The sequence below is a fragment of the Vibrio sp. 811 genome, from assembly GCF_033339195.1.
This window is the reverse complement of record NZ_JAWOUB010000005.1, coordinates 244,310-260,544: the sequence shown is the minus strand read 5'-3', so window position 1 is coordinate 260,544 and position 16,235 is coordinate 244,310. Positions and strand designations below refer to the sequence as shown.

The 16,235-nt window shown below is 44.8% G+C and carries 15 protein-coding genes; 2 read left to right on the top strand and 13 right to left on the bottom strand.

Annotated features, from left to right (window positions below; translation table 11 throughout):
* Positions 1-31: 31 nt before the first annotated feature.
* Positions 32-1,603, bottom strand: a complete 1,572-nt coding sequence (locus tag R7Q46_RS11165) for a BCCT family transporter (RefSeq protein ID WP_005376879.1) — start codon at positions 1,601-1,603, stop codon at positions 32-34.
* Positions 1,604-1,990: 387 nt separating this feature from the next.
* Here R7Q46_RS11165 and R7Q46_RS11160 point away from each other — a divergent pair, with 387 nt between their 5' ends.
* Positions 1,991-2,467, top strand: a complete 477-nt coding sequence (locus R7Q46_RS11160; RefSeq protein WP_005376877.1) for a MarR family winged helix-turn-helix transcriptional regulator — start codon at positions 1,991-1,993, stop codon at positions 2,465-2,467.
* Between the two features lie 40 nt (positions 2,468-2,507).
* Here the strand turns inward: R7Q46_RS11160 and R7Q46_RS11155 are convergent, their stop codons facing one another.
* From R7Q46_RS11155 to R7Q46_RS11130, 6 genes are all read right to left on the bottom strand, one after another.
* Positions 2,508-3,146 (bottom strand): response regulator, encoded by a 639-nt coding sequence (locus tag R7Q46_RS11155; protein ID WP_005376875.1) that lies wholly within the window; start codon positions 3,144-3,146, stop codon positions 2,508-2,510.
* Positions 3,139-4,494: a cache domain-containing protein gene (locus R7Q46_RS11150; RefSeq protein ID WP_005386831.1), complete on the bottom strand. Its 1,356-nt coding sequence runs from the start codon at positions 4,492-4,494 to the stop codon at positions 3,139-3,141. Before R7Q46_RS11150 ends, R7Q46_RS11155 begins: the two co-directional genes overlap by 8 nt.
* A 151-nt stretch (positions 4,495-4,645) precedes the next feature.
* Positions 4,646-5,932, bottom strand: coding sequence for a TRAP transporter large permease (locus R7Q46_RS11145; RefSeq protein ID WP_005376871.1), 1,287 nt, complete (start codon positions 5,930-5,932; stop codon positions 4,646-4,648).
* Positions 5,933-5,944: 12 nt separating this feature from the next.
* On the bottom strand, positions 5,945-6,484 hold the full coding sequence (locus tag R7Q46_RS11140; RefSeq protein ID WP_053306570.1) for a TRAP transporter small permease subunit: 540 nt from the start codon (positions 6,482-6,484) through the stop codon (positions 5,945-5,947).
* Between the two features lie 115 nt (positions 6,485-6,599).
* Positions 6,600-7,691, bottom strand: coding sequence for a TRAP transporter substrate-binding protein (locus tag R7Q46_RS11135; RefSeq protein ID WP_017636112.1), 1,092 nt, complete (start codon positions 7,689-7,691; stop codon positions 6,600-6,602).
* 414 nt (positions 7,692-8,105) lie between these two features.
* Positions 8,106-8,510, bottom strand: coding sequence for a hypothetical protein (locus R7Q46_RS11130; RefSeq protein ID WP_005376863.1), 405 nt, complete (start codon positions 8,508-8,510; stop codon positions 8,106-8,108).
* A 273-nt stretch (positions 8,511-8,783) separates the two neighbouring features.
* Here R7Q46_RS11130 and R7Q46_RS11125 point away from each other — a divergent pair, with 273 nt between their 5' ends.
* Positions 8,784-9,449: a DUF2982 domain-containing protein gene (locus R7Q46_RS11125; protein WP_005376857.1), complete on the top strand. Its 666-nt coding sequence runs from the start codon at positions 8,784-8,786 to the stop codon at positions 9,447-9,449.
* 18 nt (positions 9,450-9,467) lie between these two features.
* On the opposite strand, the gene R7Q46_RS11120 is transcribed toward R7Q46_RS11125, so the two are convergent.
* The 6 genes from R7Q46_RS11120 to R7Q46_RS11095 form a co-directional block, all read right to left on the bottom strand.
* The gene (locus R7Q46_RS11120; RefSeq protein WP_054577695.1) at positions 9,468-10,124 is read right to left on the bottom strand and encodes an MBL fold metallo-hydrolase; all 657 of its coding nucleotides are present in this window, start codon (positions 10,122-10,124) and stop codon (positions 9,468-9,470) included.
* A gap of 129 nt (positions 10,125-10,253) precedes the next feature.
* On the bottom strand, positions 10,254-10,802 hold the full coding sequence (locus R7Q46_RS11115; protein WP_213871690.1) for a DUF882 domain-containing protein: 549 nt from the start codon (positions 10,800-10,802) through the stop codon (positions 10,254-10,256).
* 166 nt (positions 10,803-10,968) lie between these two features.
* Positions 10,969-12,510 (bottom strand): L,D-transpeptidase family protein, encoded by a 1,542-nt coding sequence (locus R7Q46_RS11110; RefSeq protein WP_005376852.1) that lies wholly within the window; start codon positions 12,508-12,510, stop codon positions 10,969-10,971.
* Positions 12,511-12,663: 153 nt separating this feature from the next.
* A complete protein-coding gene (locus tag R7Q46_RS11105) occupies positions 12,664-13,746 on the bottom strand; it encodes a DUF1513 domain-containing protein (RefSeq protein ID WP_138940456.1) in 1,083 nt (360 codons plus the stop codon).
* The gene (locus R7Q46_RS11100) at positions 13,727-14,764 is read right to left on the bottom strand and encodes an imelysin family protein (RefSeq protein ID WP_053304296.1); all 1,038 of its coding nucleotides are present in this window, start codon (positions 14,762-14,764) and stop codon (positions 13,727-13,729) included. Before R7Q46_RS11100 ends, R7Q46_RS11105 begins: the two co-directional genes overlap by 20 nt.
* Before the next feature lie 10 nt (positions 14,765-14,774).
* Positions 14,775-16,157, bottom strand: coding sequence for a di-heme oxidoredictase family protein (locus tag R7Q46_RS11095; RefSeq protein WP_318077502.1), 1,383 nt, complete (start codon positions 16,155-16,157; stop codon positions 14,775-14,777).
* Positions 16,158-16,235 lie beyond the last annotated feature (78 nt).

Genomic DNA, 16,235 nt, shown 5'->3' with positions numbered 1-16,235 from the left:
TGTTAGTCAGACGGTTTTATAAAATGCCGAATTACTGACGCTCAGTTCGCATACCCATCAATAAGCTCACACACATTGCAAGCAGAATGAAGGTAAATGGCAATGCTGTAGAAATGGCACCGGCCTGAAGAGCTTGAACCGCCTCGGAGCCACCAATCCATAGCAGAGCAACCGCAATTGCACCTTCCATGAATGCCCAGAAGACACGTTGAAGTACAGGAGCATCGACTTTACCACCTGCCGTGATACTGTCGATAACAAGTGAACCAGAGTCAGAAGACGTAATGAAGAACACAAGTACCAGAACAACAGCGATGATAGAAAGCATGCTACCAAATGGAAGAACATCAAACATTTGGAACATAGCAAGTGATACGTCAGTCAAGCCATTTGTGCCCAGCTCACCTACTTTATCAACAACTTGCTCGATTGCCAGACCACCAAATACAGACATCCAAACAACGGTAACCGCAGTTGGAACCAGTAGAACTGCTGTGATGAACTCGCGAACGGTACGACCACGAGAAACACGCGCGATGAACATGCCTACGAATGGCGACCATGAAATCCACCAAGCCCAGTAGAACACTGTCCAGCCTTGGAACCAAGCTTCGTCCGTACGACCAAACGGGTTACTTAGTGGGATGATATTCTCTACATATGCCATAAGTGTGGTTGGAATCGAACCTAGGCTCGCCGCCCAACCGATAAGACCAACAAGGAGAAGTAGCAAGAACGCCACAACCATGTTGATGTTACTAATGACTTTAACACCACCATCGATGCCGCGTACGACTGAAACAACAGCAAGTAAAGTCACCACGGTAATAACGACGATTTGCAGACCTAGGCCTGGCTCAACACCAAATACGTGATGAATACCACTTGCTGCTTGCTGCGCACCTAGACCTAGGGATGTAGCAAGACCAAATAAAGTCGCAAGCACAGCCAGAATGTCCACAATGTGGCCAGCCCAACCCCATGCACGATCACCCAGAAGTGGGTAGAAGATCGAACGCATAGATAGCGGTAAACCTTTGTTGTAGGCAAAGAATGCTAAAGAAAGTGCTACAACACCGTAAATTGCCCATGGGTGAAGGCCCCAGTGGAACATCGTTGCACCCAGTGCCAATCTCGCGGCTTCTGGTGTATTTGCCTCAACACCAAGTGGCGTTTCATACCAACCGGTGAAGTAAGCGACAGGTTCTGCAACACTCCAGAACATTAAACCGATACCCATACCAGCTGCAAATAGCATTGCAAGCCATGACATAAACGAGTAATCGGCAACAGCGTCTTTACCACCTAGTCGGATCTTACCCATTGGTGAGACGATAAGCGCCAAACAGAAAATAACGAAAATGTTACCTGCAATAATGAACAACCAATCGAATGAACCAATAATTTTCCACTTCAGCCCATCAAGTGCCGTCTTTGCGGTATGTGCATCTAGAACTAATGCAGCGACAAGAAACAGCGCAATTAAACCTGCACTAATACCAAAAACTGGGTTATGAACATCAAAACCCCATTTTTGAACGTTGTCCTGACCTACCGTATAGTCGGTACTATCGATACTGTACTTATCTATACCCTTTGTCATCGTTCCTCTCTATTTTTGTAGTGTTTTTACGTACCAAACAAAAAAATCTTTCGAACACGATACGTTTTGCATTCCGTGAAGGCGCAAGATCCTATCATTTGACACGTTTTTGTCTATCTTTTTGCTATTAAAAAATCCAATAACTTACTTTTCACTGTGTGGTTACGGCCTTTGATAGAACAAATCACTACTACAATAGTTAGACCACAAACATTTATTGCTATAATAATTTTAGCTCTTCTTATTTTGTCGAAAAGGCGCGACAAAATGGTATTGAGGACACGGCGTAAAATTGTAGAGGTAATTTTTGATTTCCCCCCTTTAAATAAGGGCGCATTTAAGTTAGTGTCGCCTCGATAAATGTTCCCTACAGACTGGATGAATAAATTGGAAAAGTACGAAGAAGTATTGGTCTCGATTCGTCAGATCATCCGCGCTATTGATTTACATTCTAAAAAGCTGAGCAAAGAGTCTGGATTGACTGCTCCACAGTTGATTTTGATGCGCGCTATCAATGACTTAGATAACGTGACGATTAAACAGTTGTCTAGCCACACTAACATGAGCCAAGCGACCGCAACGACCATTCTAGATAGACTAGAACGAGGCCAGTTTGTTGAGCGTCAGCGCAGTGTTCAAGACAAGCGTAAAGTGCATGCTGTACTTACGAGCAAGGGCCAAGAAGCCTTAAAACAAGCACCAACGCCGCTGCAAGAGCACTTCATTAATCGATTCCAAAAATTGGAAGAATGGGAGCAATCCCTTCTACTATCTTCCGTTCAACGCATCTCGACGATGATGAATGCAGAGGACATCGATGTTGCTCCAATGCTAGAGCTTGGTAGCATTACCAAAGCCGATTAGTTTCGCTCCCACGTGCTCGCTTTTTGCGGGCACTACTCTCCTACTCAGTCAACCCAGTTTCAAACGCATATTTTGCTAACTCTGCCGTCGAATGTAAGTCCAACTTGTGCTTAATGTTATGGCGATGCGTCTCTACCGTTCGATAACTAATATTGAGTAAAGTGGCGATTTTCTTGCTGCTGTTTCCTTGAGCAACTAATTTAAGTACCGCTTCTTCCCTGCGGCTGAGAGGATTCGTTTTTTGCGTGGCAGGCACCACTTCTTGGGTAAAGAGTGTTTGTGTGACGGATTCACAGAAATACGTCGAGCCTTGGTTAACCGTTTTTATTGCTTGCACCATTTTCTCGGCCGAGATTTCCTTGAGCATATATCCTACGGCACCAGCTTGCATGACCTTCATGATGTACTCGCGATTATCGTGCATGGTCAACATAAGTATTTTGCTCTCTGGGCGAGCTTCTTTAATCACACCAGTCGCTTCAATACCGTTCATTATTGGCATGCTGATATCCATCAATATGACGTCCGGTTGCAAGTGCTTTGCGACCTCTATCGCTTCCAAGCCATTGCTTGCTGTACCCACCACTTCGATGTCAGGCTCTAACTCCAAACGAGCCATGAAGCCATCCAATACCACTTGATGATCATCGACAATCACTACACTAATCGGTTTATCCATAAACTATTTCATCCAAATTAAGCAGCACAGTAATCTCTGTTCCCAAGCCAAGCTCACTCATTAGCTCAAATTCACCACCGATGAACTCTACACGCTCTTGCATGTTCCTTAACCCAATCCCTTGTTGGTGCACTGCTTGGTTAACCACAAATCCAACGCCATCATCACGTATGAGTAATTGCAGCATATTGCCCATTTTTTGCAAAGTAACCGTTACTTTTTTCGCTCGCGCATGTTTTTCAATGTTATTCAAAGACTCCTGAGCGACGCGATATAGCGTCGTTGCGACTTCCGAAGTCAGTTTGTGCTGCTGAGTATCGAAATTGCTCTCGATATCAATCCCGGAATGGGAATGAAAATCCTGTAGCAAGGTCGTCAGTGCTGCTTCTAAACCGATATCATCGAGGGCGCTTGGACGGAGCTGATGAGAAATATGCCGCACCTCATTTATCGCGGTGACGAGCGATCGTTGTGATTTATCTAAGTGGGATTTGAGTTTTTCGTCTTCAAGTCTATGACTCATTAAGTCTAAATGACATTTACTGGAGACTAACAACTGATTGATTCCATCGTGCAGTTCTCGCGCTAAATGCTTTTTCTCATCTTCTTGGAACATCACGGTTTTATGTGCCAATTCTTTCAGGTTCTTATCAGCGAGGCGATGCTCGTGCAGATTGATCGCCAAAGTGAGAACAATGATTACAGCAACGGTCACCGCTAAGATCACGACGACTGAGAAAAATGTCGTTTCGATATTTTTGTTCACTGCCGCGCGCATATTGGCGACTTCTCGGCTGACATCCTCAATATACAGCCCAGTCCCTATCATCCATTCCCACTTATCGAGCCATGCAGCGTAACTAAGCTTAGGGACAACTTCACCTGTAGATGGCTTTTGCCACAGGTACTGATGAAATCCACCACCTGATTGCGCTTGATACAATAAAGCTTCGATTAAGCGATCGCCATTTTCGTCTTCAAGATAGAGTAAGTTTTCCCCGACAAGCTCCGGAAGAACTGGGTGTACAAGGTTGGTACCATATTTATCATAAGCAAAAAAATAGCCGTCCGACCCATAACTCAAACGATTTAAAATCGCTTTCACACGCGTTTTGGCAACACTCTCTTCTAAAGTCGGATCGTTGTAGATGTAAGAAATGGAGTCAAAAGCGACGTCGACTGTGTCTTTAAGCGCCGCTTCTTTTGATTGGATCAGGTTTTGATGAAAGATCTCCACCTCCCTTTTGCCAAGGGTCTTGGTTTGATAGATAGAGATCCAGCTGATACTCGCTGACACCAATACCACGGGTATCAGTGTCAGCAGAATTAACTTTGCTTTGAGAGGCATCCCTTCCCTCCATGAAACGCTGCCTTTACAGCTTACTATCTTAGCAGTACAAACGAATCGATTGTGTCTGCATAGACATAATTAACAGCTTAACAACTTGTCTCAAAAGGTAAAAACTCTCAGTTCACAAAATCTCTTTATTATCGAGTGATTAACTCATACCGTAAAAACCTGGGAAAAACAGCAAAGACGCCAACACAACAATCTGAATCGCGATGAATGGCATCACACCTTTGTAGATATCTCGCGTAGTAACCCCTGCTGGAGCGACACCTTTTAGATAGAACAAACTAAAGCCAAATGGCGGTGTGAGGAACGACGTCTGTAAGTTCATCGCAATAAGAATCGCAAACCACGTCATATTAATGCCCATCAATTCAGCGACTGGCGCAATAATTGGCACGATGATAAAACAGATTTCAACGAAGTCGATAAAGAAACCTAAAATCAGAATCACCACCATGGTAATAATAAGGAATCCCCACTTTTCACCCGGCAGTTCTAACATCCACTCTTCAACTAAATAATCACCACCAGTGTAGGTAAATGCCATTGAAAAGGCGGTCGCACCAAGTAAGATCGCAAAGACCATTGCGGTTACTTTAACTGTCTCTTTTGATGCATCATAAATCATCGACCAACTAAACTGTTTATACAATAGTGATAAAATTATCGCACCTGCACCGCCCAGTGCCGCTGACTCTGTTGGTGTTGCAATCCCTGCAAAGATGGAGCCCAATACCACGATGATCAATGCTAAAGGTGGCAATACAGCTTTCAGTGCGGTGAGCACTTCTTGTTTACGACTGATCGATTCATCGCGCTCTATCGCCTGTGCGGCTTGAGGGTTCAACTTCGCGTAGATGAGAATATAGATCACATAGGCGCCAACAAGTGTAATACCGGGCCAGATCGCAGCTTGAAATAGGTCCCCTACCGGTACGCCAAGTACATCACCCAACAAGATCAACACTATAGAAGGTGGGATAATTTGGCCCAACGTGCCAGACGCACAAATAGTCCCACACGCTAAACCTTTGTCGTAATTGTACTTGAGCATCACAGGAAGAGATATTAAGCCCATCGCAACAACTGATGCGCCTACCACACCCGTTGAAGCTGCAAGCAATGCGCCAACTAACACGGTAGAAATAGCGATACCACCGCGAACGCCACCGAACAAACGCCCCATTGATTCTAGTAGCTGTTCAGCAAGCTTCGTTTTCTGTAGCACTAGCCCCATAAAAACGAACAGCGGTACGGCCATTAGCACCGTATTTTCCATAATGGACTGAATTCGATATGGCATAAAAGCAAACATCTCGATGCCTTCAGCCCAAACACCAAAAATCAGCGCGATACCACCAAAAGTAAAGGCAACGGGAAATCCCAATAGAAGCGCAAAGAGCGCAACAAAAAACATCACTATACCGATCATAATGACTTCCTTTTACGACTTACCGTTATTACCGGCATAGATGAGATGAGGGTTGACAATTTTGTTGATTGAATGAAGTAACAATCCAATACCACTCACCGCCATAAAGAAAAATGACAGCGGAATCATCGCTTTGATAATCCAACGATATGGTAAGCCACCTGGGTCACCAGACGTCTCGCCTAACGCGTAACTTTCCTTAGCGAAATCAACACCAAACCAAGCTACCAGTAGGCAAAAAGGGAATAAGAAAAATAGTGTGCCTATGATGTCGATGATGGATTGTGCTTTGTAAGATAAGCGTTCATAAAAAATGTCGACGCGAACATGGCCACCGGACTTAATTGCGTAAGGCACACCAAGCAAGAACACGGCAGAGAATAGATGCCATTCCATTTCTTGGAATGCGATAGACACATCATTAAACACGTAACGCATGACAACGTCGTACACAACGTTTGCTAACAACAAAATAAACAGGATGCTGGATAACCATCCGAGGAAATCGCTAAAGCGGTTAAATAATCGCTCAATATAAATAAGACTTCTCATTCCGAACTCCGTGGAACGTTTAGATGCGCTCCGCTATGGTGCGGAGCATTCATTATGAAGTTTTCTTGGGCTTCGATAGCAGGCTAAACCTCTCGGCATCGCCTGCTTCATAACGTTATTGTTGAGCTTGACTGTTTAAGTACGCTCGGTGCGAAATATCTGACCATGGTCGAACTTGATTCATATAGTTCGCTTGCGACTCTTGAATCTCTTTCGCCAAAGCATCTTTTTCTGCATGTTCTTTCAACAAACGATCGTTTGCTTCTCGCAACGCAGCTACTACTTCAGGTGGGAAATCTTTTACTTCAACATTTGGGTATTCAGACTTAATAGATGCCCAGTTTTTGCCGCTTTCGTGTTTCGATTGCGTGTACATATCGTAAGCGGCCGTTTTCATGGCTACTTGCAAAATCGCTTTTAGATCATCAGGTAGACGATTCCAGGTACGCTTGTTAACGAGGAACTGAAGCTCAGTCGCTGGCTCATGCCAACCTGTGTAGTAGTAAGGCGCGATTTTGTGGAAGCCCATACGTAGATCCAGCGATGGACCAACCCATTCCAAGGCATCAATTGTGCGACGCTCTAGAGAAGTATATAGCTCACCAGGGGCGATATTCGTTGGCTTGGCACCTAACTCAGCCAAAATCTCACCAGCAAACCCTGGGATACGCATTTTCAAACCCTGTAAGTCCTCGACGGACTTGATCTCTTTTTGGAACCACCCGCCCATCTGAGTATCGGTATTACCGCCAGGGAAAGACATCAAGTTATGTGGAGAGTACACTTTTTCCATCAGCTCCATACCACCGCCGTAGTAAAACCATGCATACTGCTCAGTTGGCAACATACCGAAGGGCATAGAAGTGAAGTAAAGTGTGTTTGGAACCTTACCCTTCCAGTAATAAGACGCTGAGTGGCCCATGTCATACTGACCCGACTTAACCATATCAAACACCCCAAAAGGCGCTTTATGCTTGTTTGCGGAATCAATGCGGATTTGCAAACGTCCGTTGGACATCTCTTCCGCCATTTTGGCCATGTTTTTTGTGGTATCACCAAAAATTGGGAAATTAGGCCCCCAAGTTTCAGCAAGCTTTAAACGATAGACTTTTTCAGCAGCGTTTACAGAAGTCGCTGCGAGTGCCATCGCGGCAGCGACAGCGGTTGTTTTGAGCACTCGTTTTAAAGATTTTTGGATTAGACTCATCGTTCACGTCCTTTATCACCAAGGTTATTGTTGTCATCCATTTCATTAGGATTGGCTGTATTCGGTATAAAAGATGTAACAATGTTGTCTAATGCGAAATGGGCATGAACACGGAAGCGAGTAATTCATCAATAAGGCATTAGCCTAAGGTATTACGTACAAGTACGTAGGACAATCGTCATGACAAAAGACTGTTAATAGCAAAATCAATAAATTATATTTTTATCTATGAATAAAAATAAAAGACAATACGTACGTATTTTTCTGCCAAAAAATTTACATAGTATTTAAGAAAATGTGACAAACCACTTATTGGTAGTGTTAAAGTCAGTACTTAATGCATTATTTCCAATACCAAGATAAAAAAATACCTCGGCATCGGCCGAGGTATTCAATCCAGAACGGTAGCGGTAATTAAACTGCTTTGTAGATAACTTTGTTACCTGCTAACTGCTCTTTTTGAACTAGGTTTTCTTCAAGAAGCTTCTTTAGTGCGCCAGTAGCCCATGATGCCGCTTTAGTATCTTCTTGACCTGCAGCTAGACCGATGCCTTTAGGGTTAATACCTTCAGCATTCGCCATAACGATGTCTAATACTTGTTGTTGCTTAGGAGTAAGGGCAACATCAACTGTTTTCACTGCAGCTACTTTTTTATCAGCTACTACTTTCTCCGCAACAGCTTTTTCAGCAACAGAAGGTGCTACTGCTTTTTCCGCAACAGGCTTCACTGCTTTAGGTGCTGCAGCTAAGTTTGCTACTGTCGCTTTAATGCGTTTTTGCAGTTTCATCTGCACTTTACGCTTATGAGCAAGTCTCATTGAATATTTCTCCAGTTCACTGCATCTCAGCAGGGATGAAAATTTGAAGCGCGTTTTATACCAAAATTCACAAGCAATTTGTAGGTTTTAGCGGCGAAACGCGATGAAAAATGCGCTCAAAGCATAGAACGTCTACTATTTAATCAGATATTTTATGAACGGATTTATTGAATACTGGGTATAAAAACAGAGGTTTGTTTTATTTTAAATGCAAATCAATGCACATAAAGCTACCCACTTATTTTTGGACAAGTATTCGATGAGGTTATAAGCATGGAAACGCTGCACCTAACAAATTCACATTTCAAACCCGACTCCCCTATCAACAGAATACTTTTGTTGCTCGTTGCACTCATCACTTTGTTTTTGGTTGCCATTTCTCCGGGATGGAAGCAAGCCATGTTGTCGGTCATTTTGATGTCTGCAATCGTTGGTTTCGCCATCTTGATGATTAAGAAAAGCCAAGTCACTTTTACGCTGACAGCTTCTCACTTTCAGCAACACCTTTTTAAAGGAGGTTGGGTCGTCAGATGGCGAAATATTGAGTCAATCGGTATTTGTAGCTACCAACAGGAAGGGTGGCACCAACCGCTACCTTGGATCGGTATTCGTCTAAAACACTACTCACCCTACTTAAATTCAATCTGCCCTCGTATAGCGACAGAAATTCTCCTCAGCCAGCGAGCACTGCTTTACTTAGGCGCGAAACAAAATCAGTGTGAAGATAAGTTTGAGGATATGGTGCTTGACCCTAAACCGTATATAAATAGAGATGGGATTGAGTACAAAGGTTTGTTAGCGATGCTCGCCAACCGGATGAAGTATCAGAGAGGTTTCTACGGCTACGATCTATTTATATCAGCAAGTGATCTAGATCGTGAGGCTGAGGACTTTGTGGGACTGACTCGGCGATACTTAGCTGCCGCCGAGCCAGAATAATGCTTAGTACACGCACTTTTAGTAAAGCGGCATCTCGTCAGCAACGAACGGGTTAGTTTTACGCTCGTGACCGAAAGTCGATTGAGGGCCGTGACCAGGGACAAACGTGACATCATTGCCTAAAGGCCACAATTTCTCTTTGATAGAGCTAATCAACGTATTGAAATCGCCTTGTGGGAAGTCAGTTCGACCAATGCTACCGTTAAACAAAACGTCACCCACAAACGCTAAACGCGCTTCTTCGCTGTAAAGCACAACGTGACCAGGTGTATGACCAGGTGTATGGAATACGTTCAGCACTTGATTACCGAAAGTGACAGTGTCACCCTCATTTAGCCATTGGTGCGGTTCAAACGCTTCTGTCAGCGGGAAACCAAACATTTGGCTCTGACCTTCCAAACCTTGCAACCAGAAGTTATCTGCCTTGTGAGGGCCAACAATCTCTGTACCGCCAAGCAGTGCAGACAGCGGCTGCGTGCCACCTACGTGGTCCAAGTGACCGTGTGTTAGCACTAGGTTTACCACGTCAACACCCAGCTCTTTGATGAGCATAGCGAGCTGCTTTTCATCGCCGCCTGGGTCAACCACAATACCTTTCATGGTTTCGTCACACCAGACAATAGAACAGTTTTGAGAGAAAGATGTTACTGGAACAACTTGGTATTTCAGAGCCATAGATAACCTATACCGAATAAATTTGCGTGAAAACTGCCGCAACTATGACACTAAGGCCTAGCGACTTCAAGCTTTGAACTGTGGGTAATCGACGACGTTCTGAGACTAGAAACCTTGTCTCAACTAGAACTACCAGGAACGAACAGCTCCCGTATCGATATGAACAAAGTTACTACCTGGATAATAACCCACGCCACCGGCTTTTAGGCTTAATGCAGCATCACGAACCGTTGAAAGCTTCACGCCGTCTAAACGAAAATCAATGGCCTTCCCTTCCATGTGCATGCTCTTTTTCGCTACACGAGAAGCCCCGTTGCGCAGCGAGGCGTTAGTGGCAGGAGAACGGTAACCTGAAATGACGATCACCTCTGCTTCTGTACCAATTAACTTTTGAATTTGGCTTATTTGATCGAACAAGCGTCGATCCATCGGATGAACCTCATTTCGTCGATGGTCTCGACAAAACTCATTCAGCCTTTGCAGTTCATCATTAATGTATCGTTTTCCATCGAAATAGCATGTTTCGAGGATCTCTCCAGTATTAAGGTTGTTCATCGCCAGCGCACGTGGCTCGTCAGGGAGTGAAGCCCAAGAAAATGATGGCAGGGCAGACGCCAACACCACACCACCAGCGGTCATTTTAAGGAAATCTCGGCGGGAAAAGTTACGACTTACCATTTCAAAATACAGTGCTCAACAACTAGACAAGTCGTGGACATTAACCAAACACATTTGTCACGTCAAATGCATAAAACACTCCATCTTGATTTTCAGATGCAGTAATTATTGATTAATTATTGAACGAAAAGAGAATTCTTCGTTTTGTAAATTTTCCTTAAAGATTTCAACTGCGGTGATCGTACTTATAGATATCATCACGGTAGTAAAGCGTTCCCTCTTCCAACCATGCTGTTTGATAAATGATGTGTACTTGAATGCGCTCTCCCAAAGGAACTGACGTGTTAGACCGACGAGAACTTTCTCGCTTTTTCGCTAAACGTTCTTCCAACCCCTGAGTTTTGAACAGAAGTTCTGCTAACTGGTCTGCATGTTCGACACGGACACATCCTGAGCTGAATGCGCGTCTGTCCTGTTCAAACAAGTTCTTACTTGGCGTGTCATGCAAATAAATAGCTTGTGGGTTAGGCATATTGAACTTGTACAATCCCAGTGCATTTTGTAAGCCCGACGCCTGTCGCATACGATAAGGAAATGTTCTCGGATTCACCGTTGCCCAATTGATGGTTGTAGGGTCAATAATTTCGTTCGAAGTCCAAGACCGAATGATTTGAATGTTATGGTTAATCAAATACATCGGATTACGTTTTACTTTAGGAATAATGTCTTTAACCATGATAGTCCAAGGCACGTTCCAAGTTGGGTTGAGAATAACTGAATCCAGTGCTACCGACATGATGGGCGTTTTTCTTGATGCTCTCCCTACCACGACTTTAGACTCAAACAAGGGTTGACCGTCATGCCAATACGTGACTTCGTATCCAGGCACGTTAACAAAGACAACATTATCCCTTTCTTTCGACCAAATTCTTGAACGCTCAGAATTCAACGCCAGCAGATGCAATCTCTCTTGAGGAGAAAAGTTGATCCATCGAATGGTATTCGGGCCGATAACGCCATCTTCTTTCAAACCATGAATACGCTGGAACTCTTTTATCGCAAGCTCTAATTGTTCGTCATATTCTTCAGTGACTAAATCCAAGTAAGAAACATCTACGCCTACGATCTCCATTCGCTCAATCAATAGGGGTCTGTTTTCTAATATATCGCCAACACGTGCTAGCCCAGTTTGTTGATAGGCAGGATATTGGTACTGAGAATGTTCCGATAGCGAAGAATATGCGGAGTAGAAAGCATCATCTGTTTGTAATGGAGACCGGAGACTTGCCAAAAACTGACCAAGTTTGCCAACCGTAATCTCATTACTCAAAACCGATAAAGTATCGATGCTAGGAGCGGGTAACGTAACATGGGCTTTGTCTGTAAATAGCCAATTAATCCCTTCTTCGGGGAGTTGCTCAAGATAACTAAGGTACATCAAGAGTGAATCTGTCATCACTAAATCGAAGTCGAGATTATCTCCCTGCCACCTTACTTGGTTTATCCGGTGAAGTTGATTTTCGAATTCATCGGTGACATCCGCAAGTGCAACCAGGTTTACTTGAAAAAGAAACTGCTCAATATCACTTTCATTTTCCCAGTTCAAACGGTAATTGGTGCTTTGATACAGTTGATCAATCACCTCTGGATAATGGATCATTTTTTCTACAGACAGCTTTTGTACCGCTCCCTCTTGCTCGACTTGCGCTGAAGCTTCGAGAGAAACGACGGTGGAAAAGCTGCAAAACGGCACCAGAAGTGCCGTCATGATTAAAACCCTAGCAAACACTGAAATGATCCTTGCGCTACTTGCCATAATAAAAAGTATGGCAAATATCTCACAGCTTGCAGGTTTAAAATTAAGAATCTGATGCCGAAAACGACAACAAAATTCTCAATAAGTGCTTACTCAATGATCTTTCTAGGTAATTCTCGACCAATGGTTATCCCATTGCACACCGCTCGCGAAGGTATTTTTTGACTCTTCAGGCCTTTGTTCAACCACTTTTCCCGCCCCAGAACTGACTCGGAACTCATCGCCATAGACCACAACACCAGAGGCATCTGGTAACGCACTTAGCTCGACCAATTTGCCCGTAGATTTAGACCATATACCATAACAACTGCCCGGAGGCGAAGTGGCTAAGATCCATTCATCGGTTGCTGCAATACTCGCAACGTAGTGATTGAAACGCGCCCACTCTTCAGGCTCAGCTTGAAGATCTTGCATTTCACCACCACGCGTGTGCATGGCGATCAAGGCTGGATACTCGTCCGGCTCACCACGATATTGCTGACCACAAAGCACGGTTTCCGCACCATCATGAGCTAAATGGCGAATACTCAACTTATGATCCGGTAAAGACACTTGATCCAATAGCTCCCCTTCCTGTGAAAGGTAACTCAGGCTAGGTCTCATGCTATCAAGATTGAGAGGTTCACGGCCGTTGGTGTGTACGCCACCGACGCCAATCGCTAATGCGCCATCAGGCATCATGATCACTTCATGAGGACCAAGACCAAAACCCGTTAACTCATCGATCTTTTGATATTGCTTCTGTACATCATAAACACCAATGATCCCACGGCTTGTCCCCCTCTCACCTTCTGTGGCAAATAGTAATGTGCCGTCATGGGAGTAAACGCCATGCCCATAGAAATGACGATTTGACTTTGCTAGTTGCAGTTTGATCATCTGCTCTGAGCGATAATCAAACACCATGAAGAAAGTACCTGGTCGACGACCAAAAACTACGGCGTGGCCTTGTTGGTTTGTTGCCACACCGTGACCACGCCCAGGAATCGGCAATGAAGATAGCGGCATACCATGCTCATCCGCCACCACCGCTGCGAATTTATCTCGACCAATGATAGAACAGCCGATCAACGCAGGTTCACGTGAGCTTGTTGAAGCACAACCAAATGGCATCATAGGTATAGCCGCCCCGAATAGAGCGGCTTTCAGCAAGGTTCGGCGGGTTTGATCAGTCACCATCGGTTGCATTAAATCCTATAACTACGCCAAGCTCGATCGCCACTTCTTCGTGAATCAGGTACTTCAATTGCTCTAGCTTATTGTATTGAGAGAGCACCATGCGATAGCCTTCTTTTGTTTGTAGTGCAGCAAACAAGCTCTTATCTTCTGGCCAAGTTTCTAACGCCATTTCAAACTGATGAACGACACGGTCTGCGAGATCTGCATGGCCTTGCTCTCTAAGTAGCGCATCTAAACCATTCCCGTTAGCAAAGTACAACGCCTCCATCCCTTGAAGGTTGGCTTTTAAGTTTGAAAGCGAGGTCTCGGAACGCCACGATTCTGAGAAATACGGGCGAGGCTTACCAATCTTCGCTAGCGGTCGGCTCAACTTCTTCATGCTGTATTCAAGCTGATTCGAGAGCAGTGAAATGTACTCAGATTCCCATTCCGTCATCTCTAGCGATTTCCAAGGGTTCTCTGCCCAAGAATCCGCGATGATCTGCGCTTTGTCATCAAGGTTTTCAGCAATCGAAACGCCTGTCGCACAAGTATTGCCGTTGCTAGATAAGGTCGACGCTTTATCGTAAAGCAGCCATTCCAGAGCCCCTAAACCTTGCACGGTGACACTTTGGGTGGAAATATCTTCTGCACTCCAAACTTGATCAGATTTCGTCAGTACAGACATTTTACGACCAGTGGTGTTCTTTTTATCTGGCCAAAACTGAACATTCCAGCTTTGCTCCAATGCCGTAGCAGGGCCACGTTCTTGACCTTGTAATGCCATCCACGCAAGCATCGTTTGATGCCACTGCTGTTTTACTTGTGCATCATCTTTCGACTCTGATGCGCAGTAATCCGCGAAGCGCTGTTCAAGTTCTGTGGTTTGCGCTAAAAACGTCTGAGCTGATTGAAACTCGACCTCGTACACGCTTTGAGAAATATGACTTGTACTCTCAGGCTTGGCAGAGCTCGAACCGATGGTCGATTGGCAACCAACCAAACTTAACGTTGCGGCAATCGCACTCACTAATAGTGTTTTTTTCATGGCTGCTTCCTTATAGAGAATTCAGAAACGCAATCAATGCGTCACGTTCTTTTTTGTTCAGTGCTAAGACGTTTTGTTTCGCCGTTTCAGCTTCGCCGCCGTGCCACAACACCGCTTCCATCAGGTTACGAGCGCGGCCATCATGTAGAAAGTAAGTGTGTCCGTTTACTTCTTCGGTATAACCAATGCCCCATAGCGGTGCTGTTCGCCACTCGCGGCCGTTTGCTTGATATTCCGGACGGTTATCGGCTAAGCCTTCACCCATGTCATGCAAAAGCATGTCGGTGTATGGGTGGATAAGCTGCTCAGAAAGCGCTGGTAACTCTGGTCGTTTCGCCGTTTTAACACTGGTCTTGTGGCAGCTTTCACAGCCAGACGCAGCAAAGATTTGCTGACCAAGTTTCACGTTAGGGTCATTGACATTACGGCGAATAGGTACAGCTAAGTGCTGGCTGTAAAACTCTACGAAGTCGAGAATATTTTCACTCACTTCTGGTTTGCCGCCATTTGGCATGTCGTCACAAATGCTTTGTTTCGAGGTACAGTTTTCATTTGGGAATAAATGGCTCGTAAGACCCACATCACCATTAAATGCTGCTGCATTTTGCTGCATTAGCGTCGGTTGTCCTGCTTTCCAGCCAAAACGACCAATCGAGAAGTCGTCCTTCTCAATATCCCACACCTTATTGACTTTGCCTGAGATACCGTCTTTGTCGGCATCTTGTTCATCAGCCCAAGCAAGTAGCGTTTCGTCGGGAATACTCTCTAACAAACCAAGGCCGATCATTGGCGGTGCCACGCGTGCGGAGAACTCGGTATCAGGGTGCATATCGCCGTAACCCAGATCGGTAATGTTCAAATGAGGTTTTCTTAGCGTCACCGTCGTACCGTCTTTAAATTTCACTGGGACATCGGTGTAAGTGATTTCGATTTTGCCTTCTGGCGTTTGATCTTGCAGGGCGAAATCTTGAAGCTGACCACCATAAGTCGGCTCAGGTATGCCACCGTCTTTGATGTAGGCTTTCTTTTGTTCTGGCGTCATCGCAGGAATGCTTAAGCGCACTAACATAGACACGGCATGTAAATCATCTTTCTCTGGCGGATGACCACGACCGTCTTTGATGTGACAGCTCTGACAACCATTGGTGTTAAAAAGCGGACCTAGGCCATCACGAGCGTCTGTTGACGCTGGCGCTTGTACCCAAGGGTTGCGGAAAAAGCTGTTACCGACGCTAAAATCGAGGCGTTTGCTCATTGGCAAGTTAGCAGCAGGAAGAGAATAGGCATTCGCGCCGTCTTTTTTAACACTGGTTTTGCCTCCAGACTTAACATCGTAAGCCATGGCAGAAGAAGAAAGGATCGCGGCTAGCGCAGAAATTAGGTATGGCTTCATATCATTGCTCTACATAGACAACAAGGGTGATAACAACGAGCTCAAACGTCAAAAGGGCTCACAAAGAGCCCTTATTTA

Coding starts and splice junctions, on each gene's coding strand:
- R7Q46_RS11125 (WP_005376857.1), top strand. CDS start 8,784: ATGGAAACGCTGCACCTAACAAATTCACATTTCAAACCCGACTCCCCT.
- R7Q46_RS11155 (WP_005376875.1), bottom strand. CDS start 3,146: ATGGATAAACCGATTAGTGTAGTGATTGTCGATGATCATCAAGTGGTA.
- R7Q46_RS11120 (WP_054577695.1), bottom strand. CDS start 10,124: ATGGCTCTGAAATACCAAGTTGTTCCAGTAACATCTTTCTCTCAAAAC.
- R7Q46_RS11145 (WP_005376871.1), bottom strand. CDS start 5,932: ATGATCGGTATAGTGATGTTTTTTGTTGCGCTCTTTGCGCTTCTATTG.
- R7Q46_RS11115 (WP_213871690.1), bottom strand. CDS start 10,802: ATGGTAAGTCGTAACTTTTCCCGCCGAGATTTCCTTAAAATGACCGCT.
- R7Q46_RS11150 (WP_005386831.1), bottom strand. CDS start 4,494: ATGCCTCTCAAAGCAAAGTTAATTCTGCTGACACTGATACCCGTGGTA.
- R7Q46_RS11135 (WP_017636112.1), bottom strand. CDS start 7,691: ATGAGTCTAATCCAAAAATCTTTAAAACGAGTGCTCAAAACAACCGCT.
- R7Q46_RS11095 (WP_318077502.1), bottom strand. CDS start 16,157: ATGAAGCCATACCTAATTTCTGCGCTAGCCGCGATCCTTTCTTCTTCT.
- R7Q46_RS11130 (WP_005376863.1), bottom strand. CDS start 8,510: ATGAGACTTGCTCATAAGCGTAAAGTGCAGATGAAACTGCAAAAACGC.
- R7Q46_RS11100 (WP_053304296.1), bottom strand. CDS start 14,764: ATGAAAAAAACACTATTAGTGAGTGCGATTGCCGCAACGTTAAGTTTG.
- R7Q46_RS11165 (WP_005376879.1), bottom strand. CDS start 1,603: ATGACAAAGGGTATAGATAAGTACAGTATCGATAGTACCGACTATACG.
- R7Q46_RS11140 (WP_053306570.1), bottom strand. CDS start 6,484: ATGAGAAGTCTTATTTATATTGAGCGATTATTTAACCGCTTTAGCGAT.
- R7Q46_RS11105 (WP_138940456.1), bottom strand. CDS start 13,746: ATGCAACCGATGGTGACTGATCAAACCCGCCGAACCTTGCTGAAAGCC.
- R7Q46_RS11110 (WP_005376852.1), bottom strand. CDS start 12,510: ATGACGGCACTTCTGGTGCCGTTTTGCAGCTTTTCCACCGTCGTTTCT.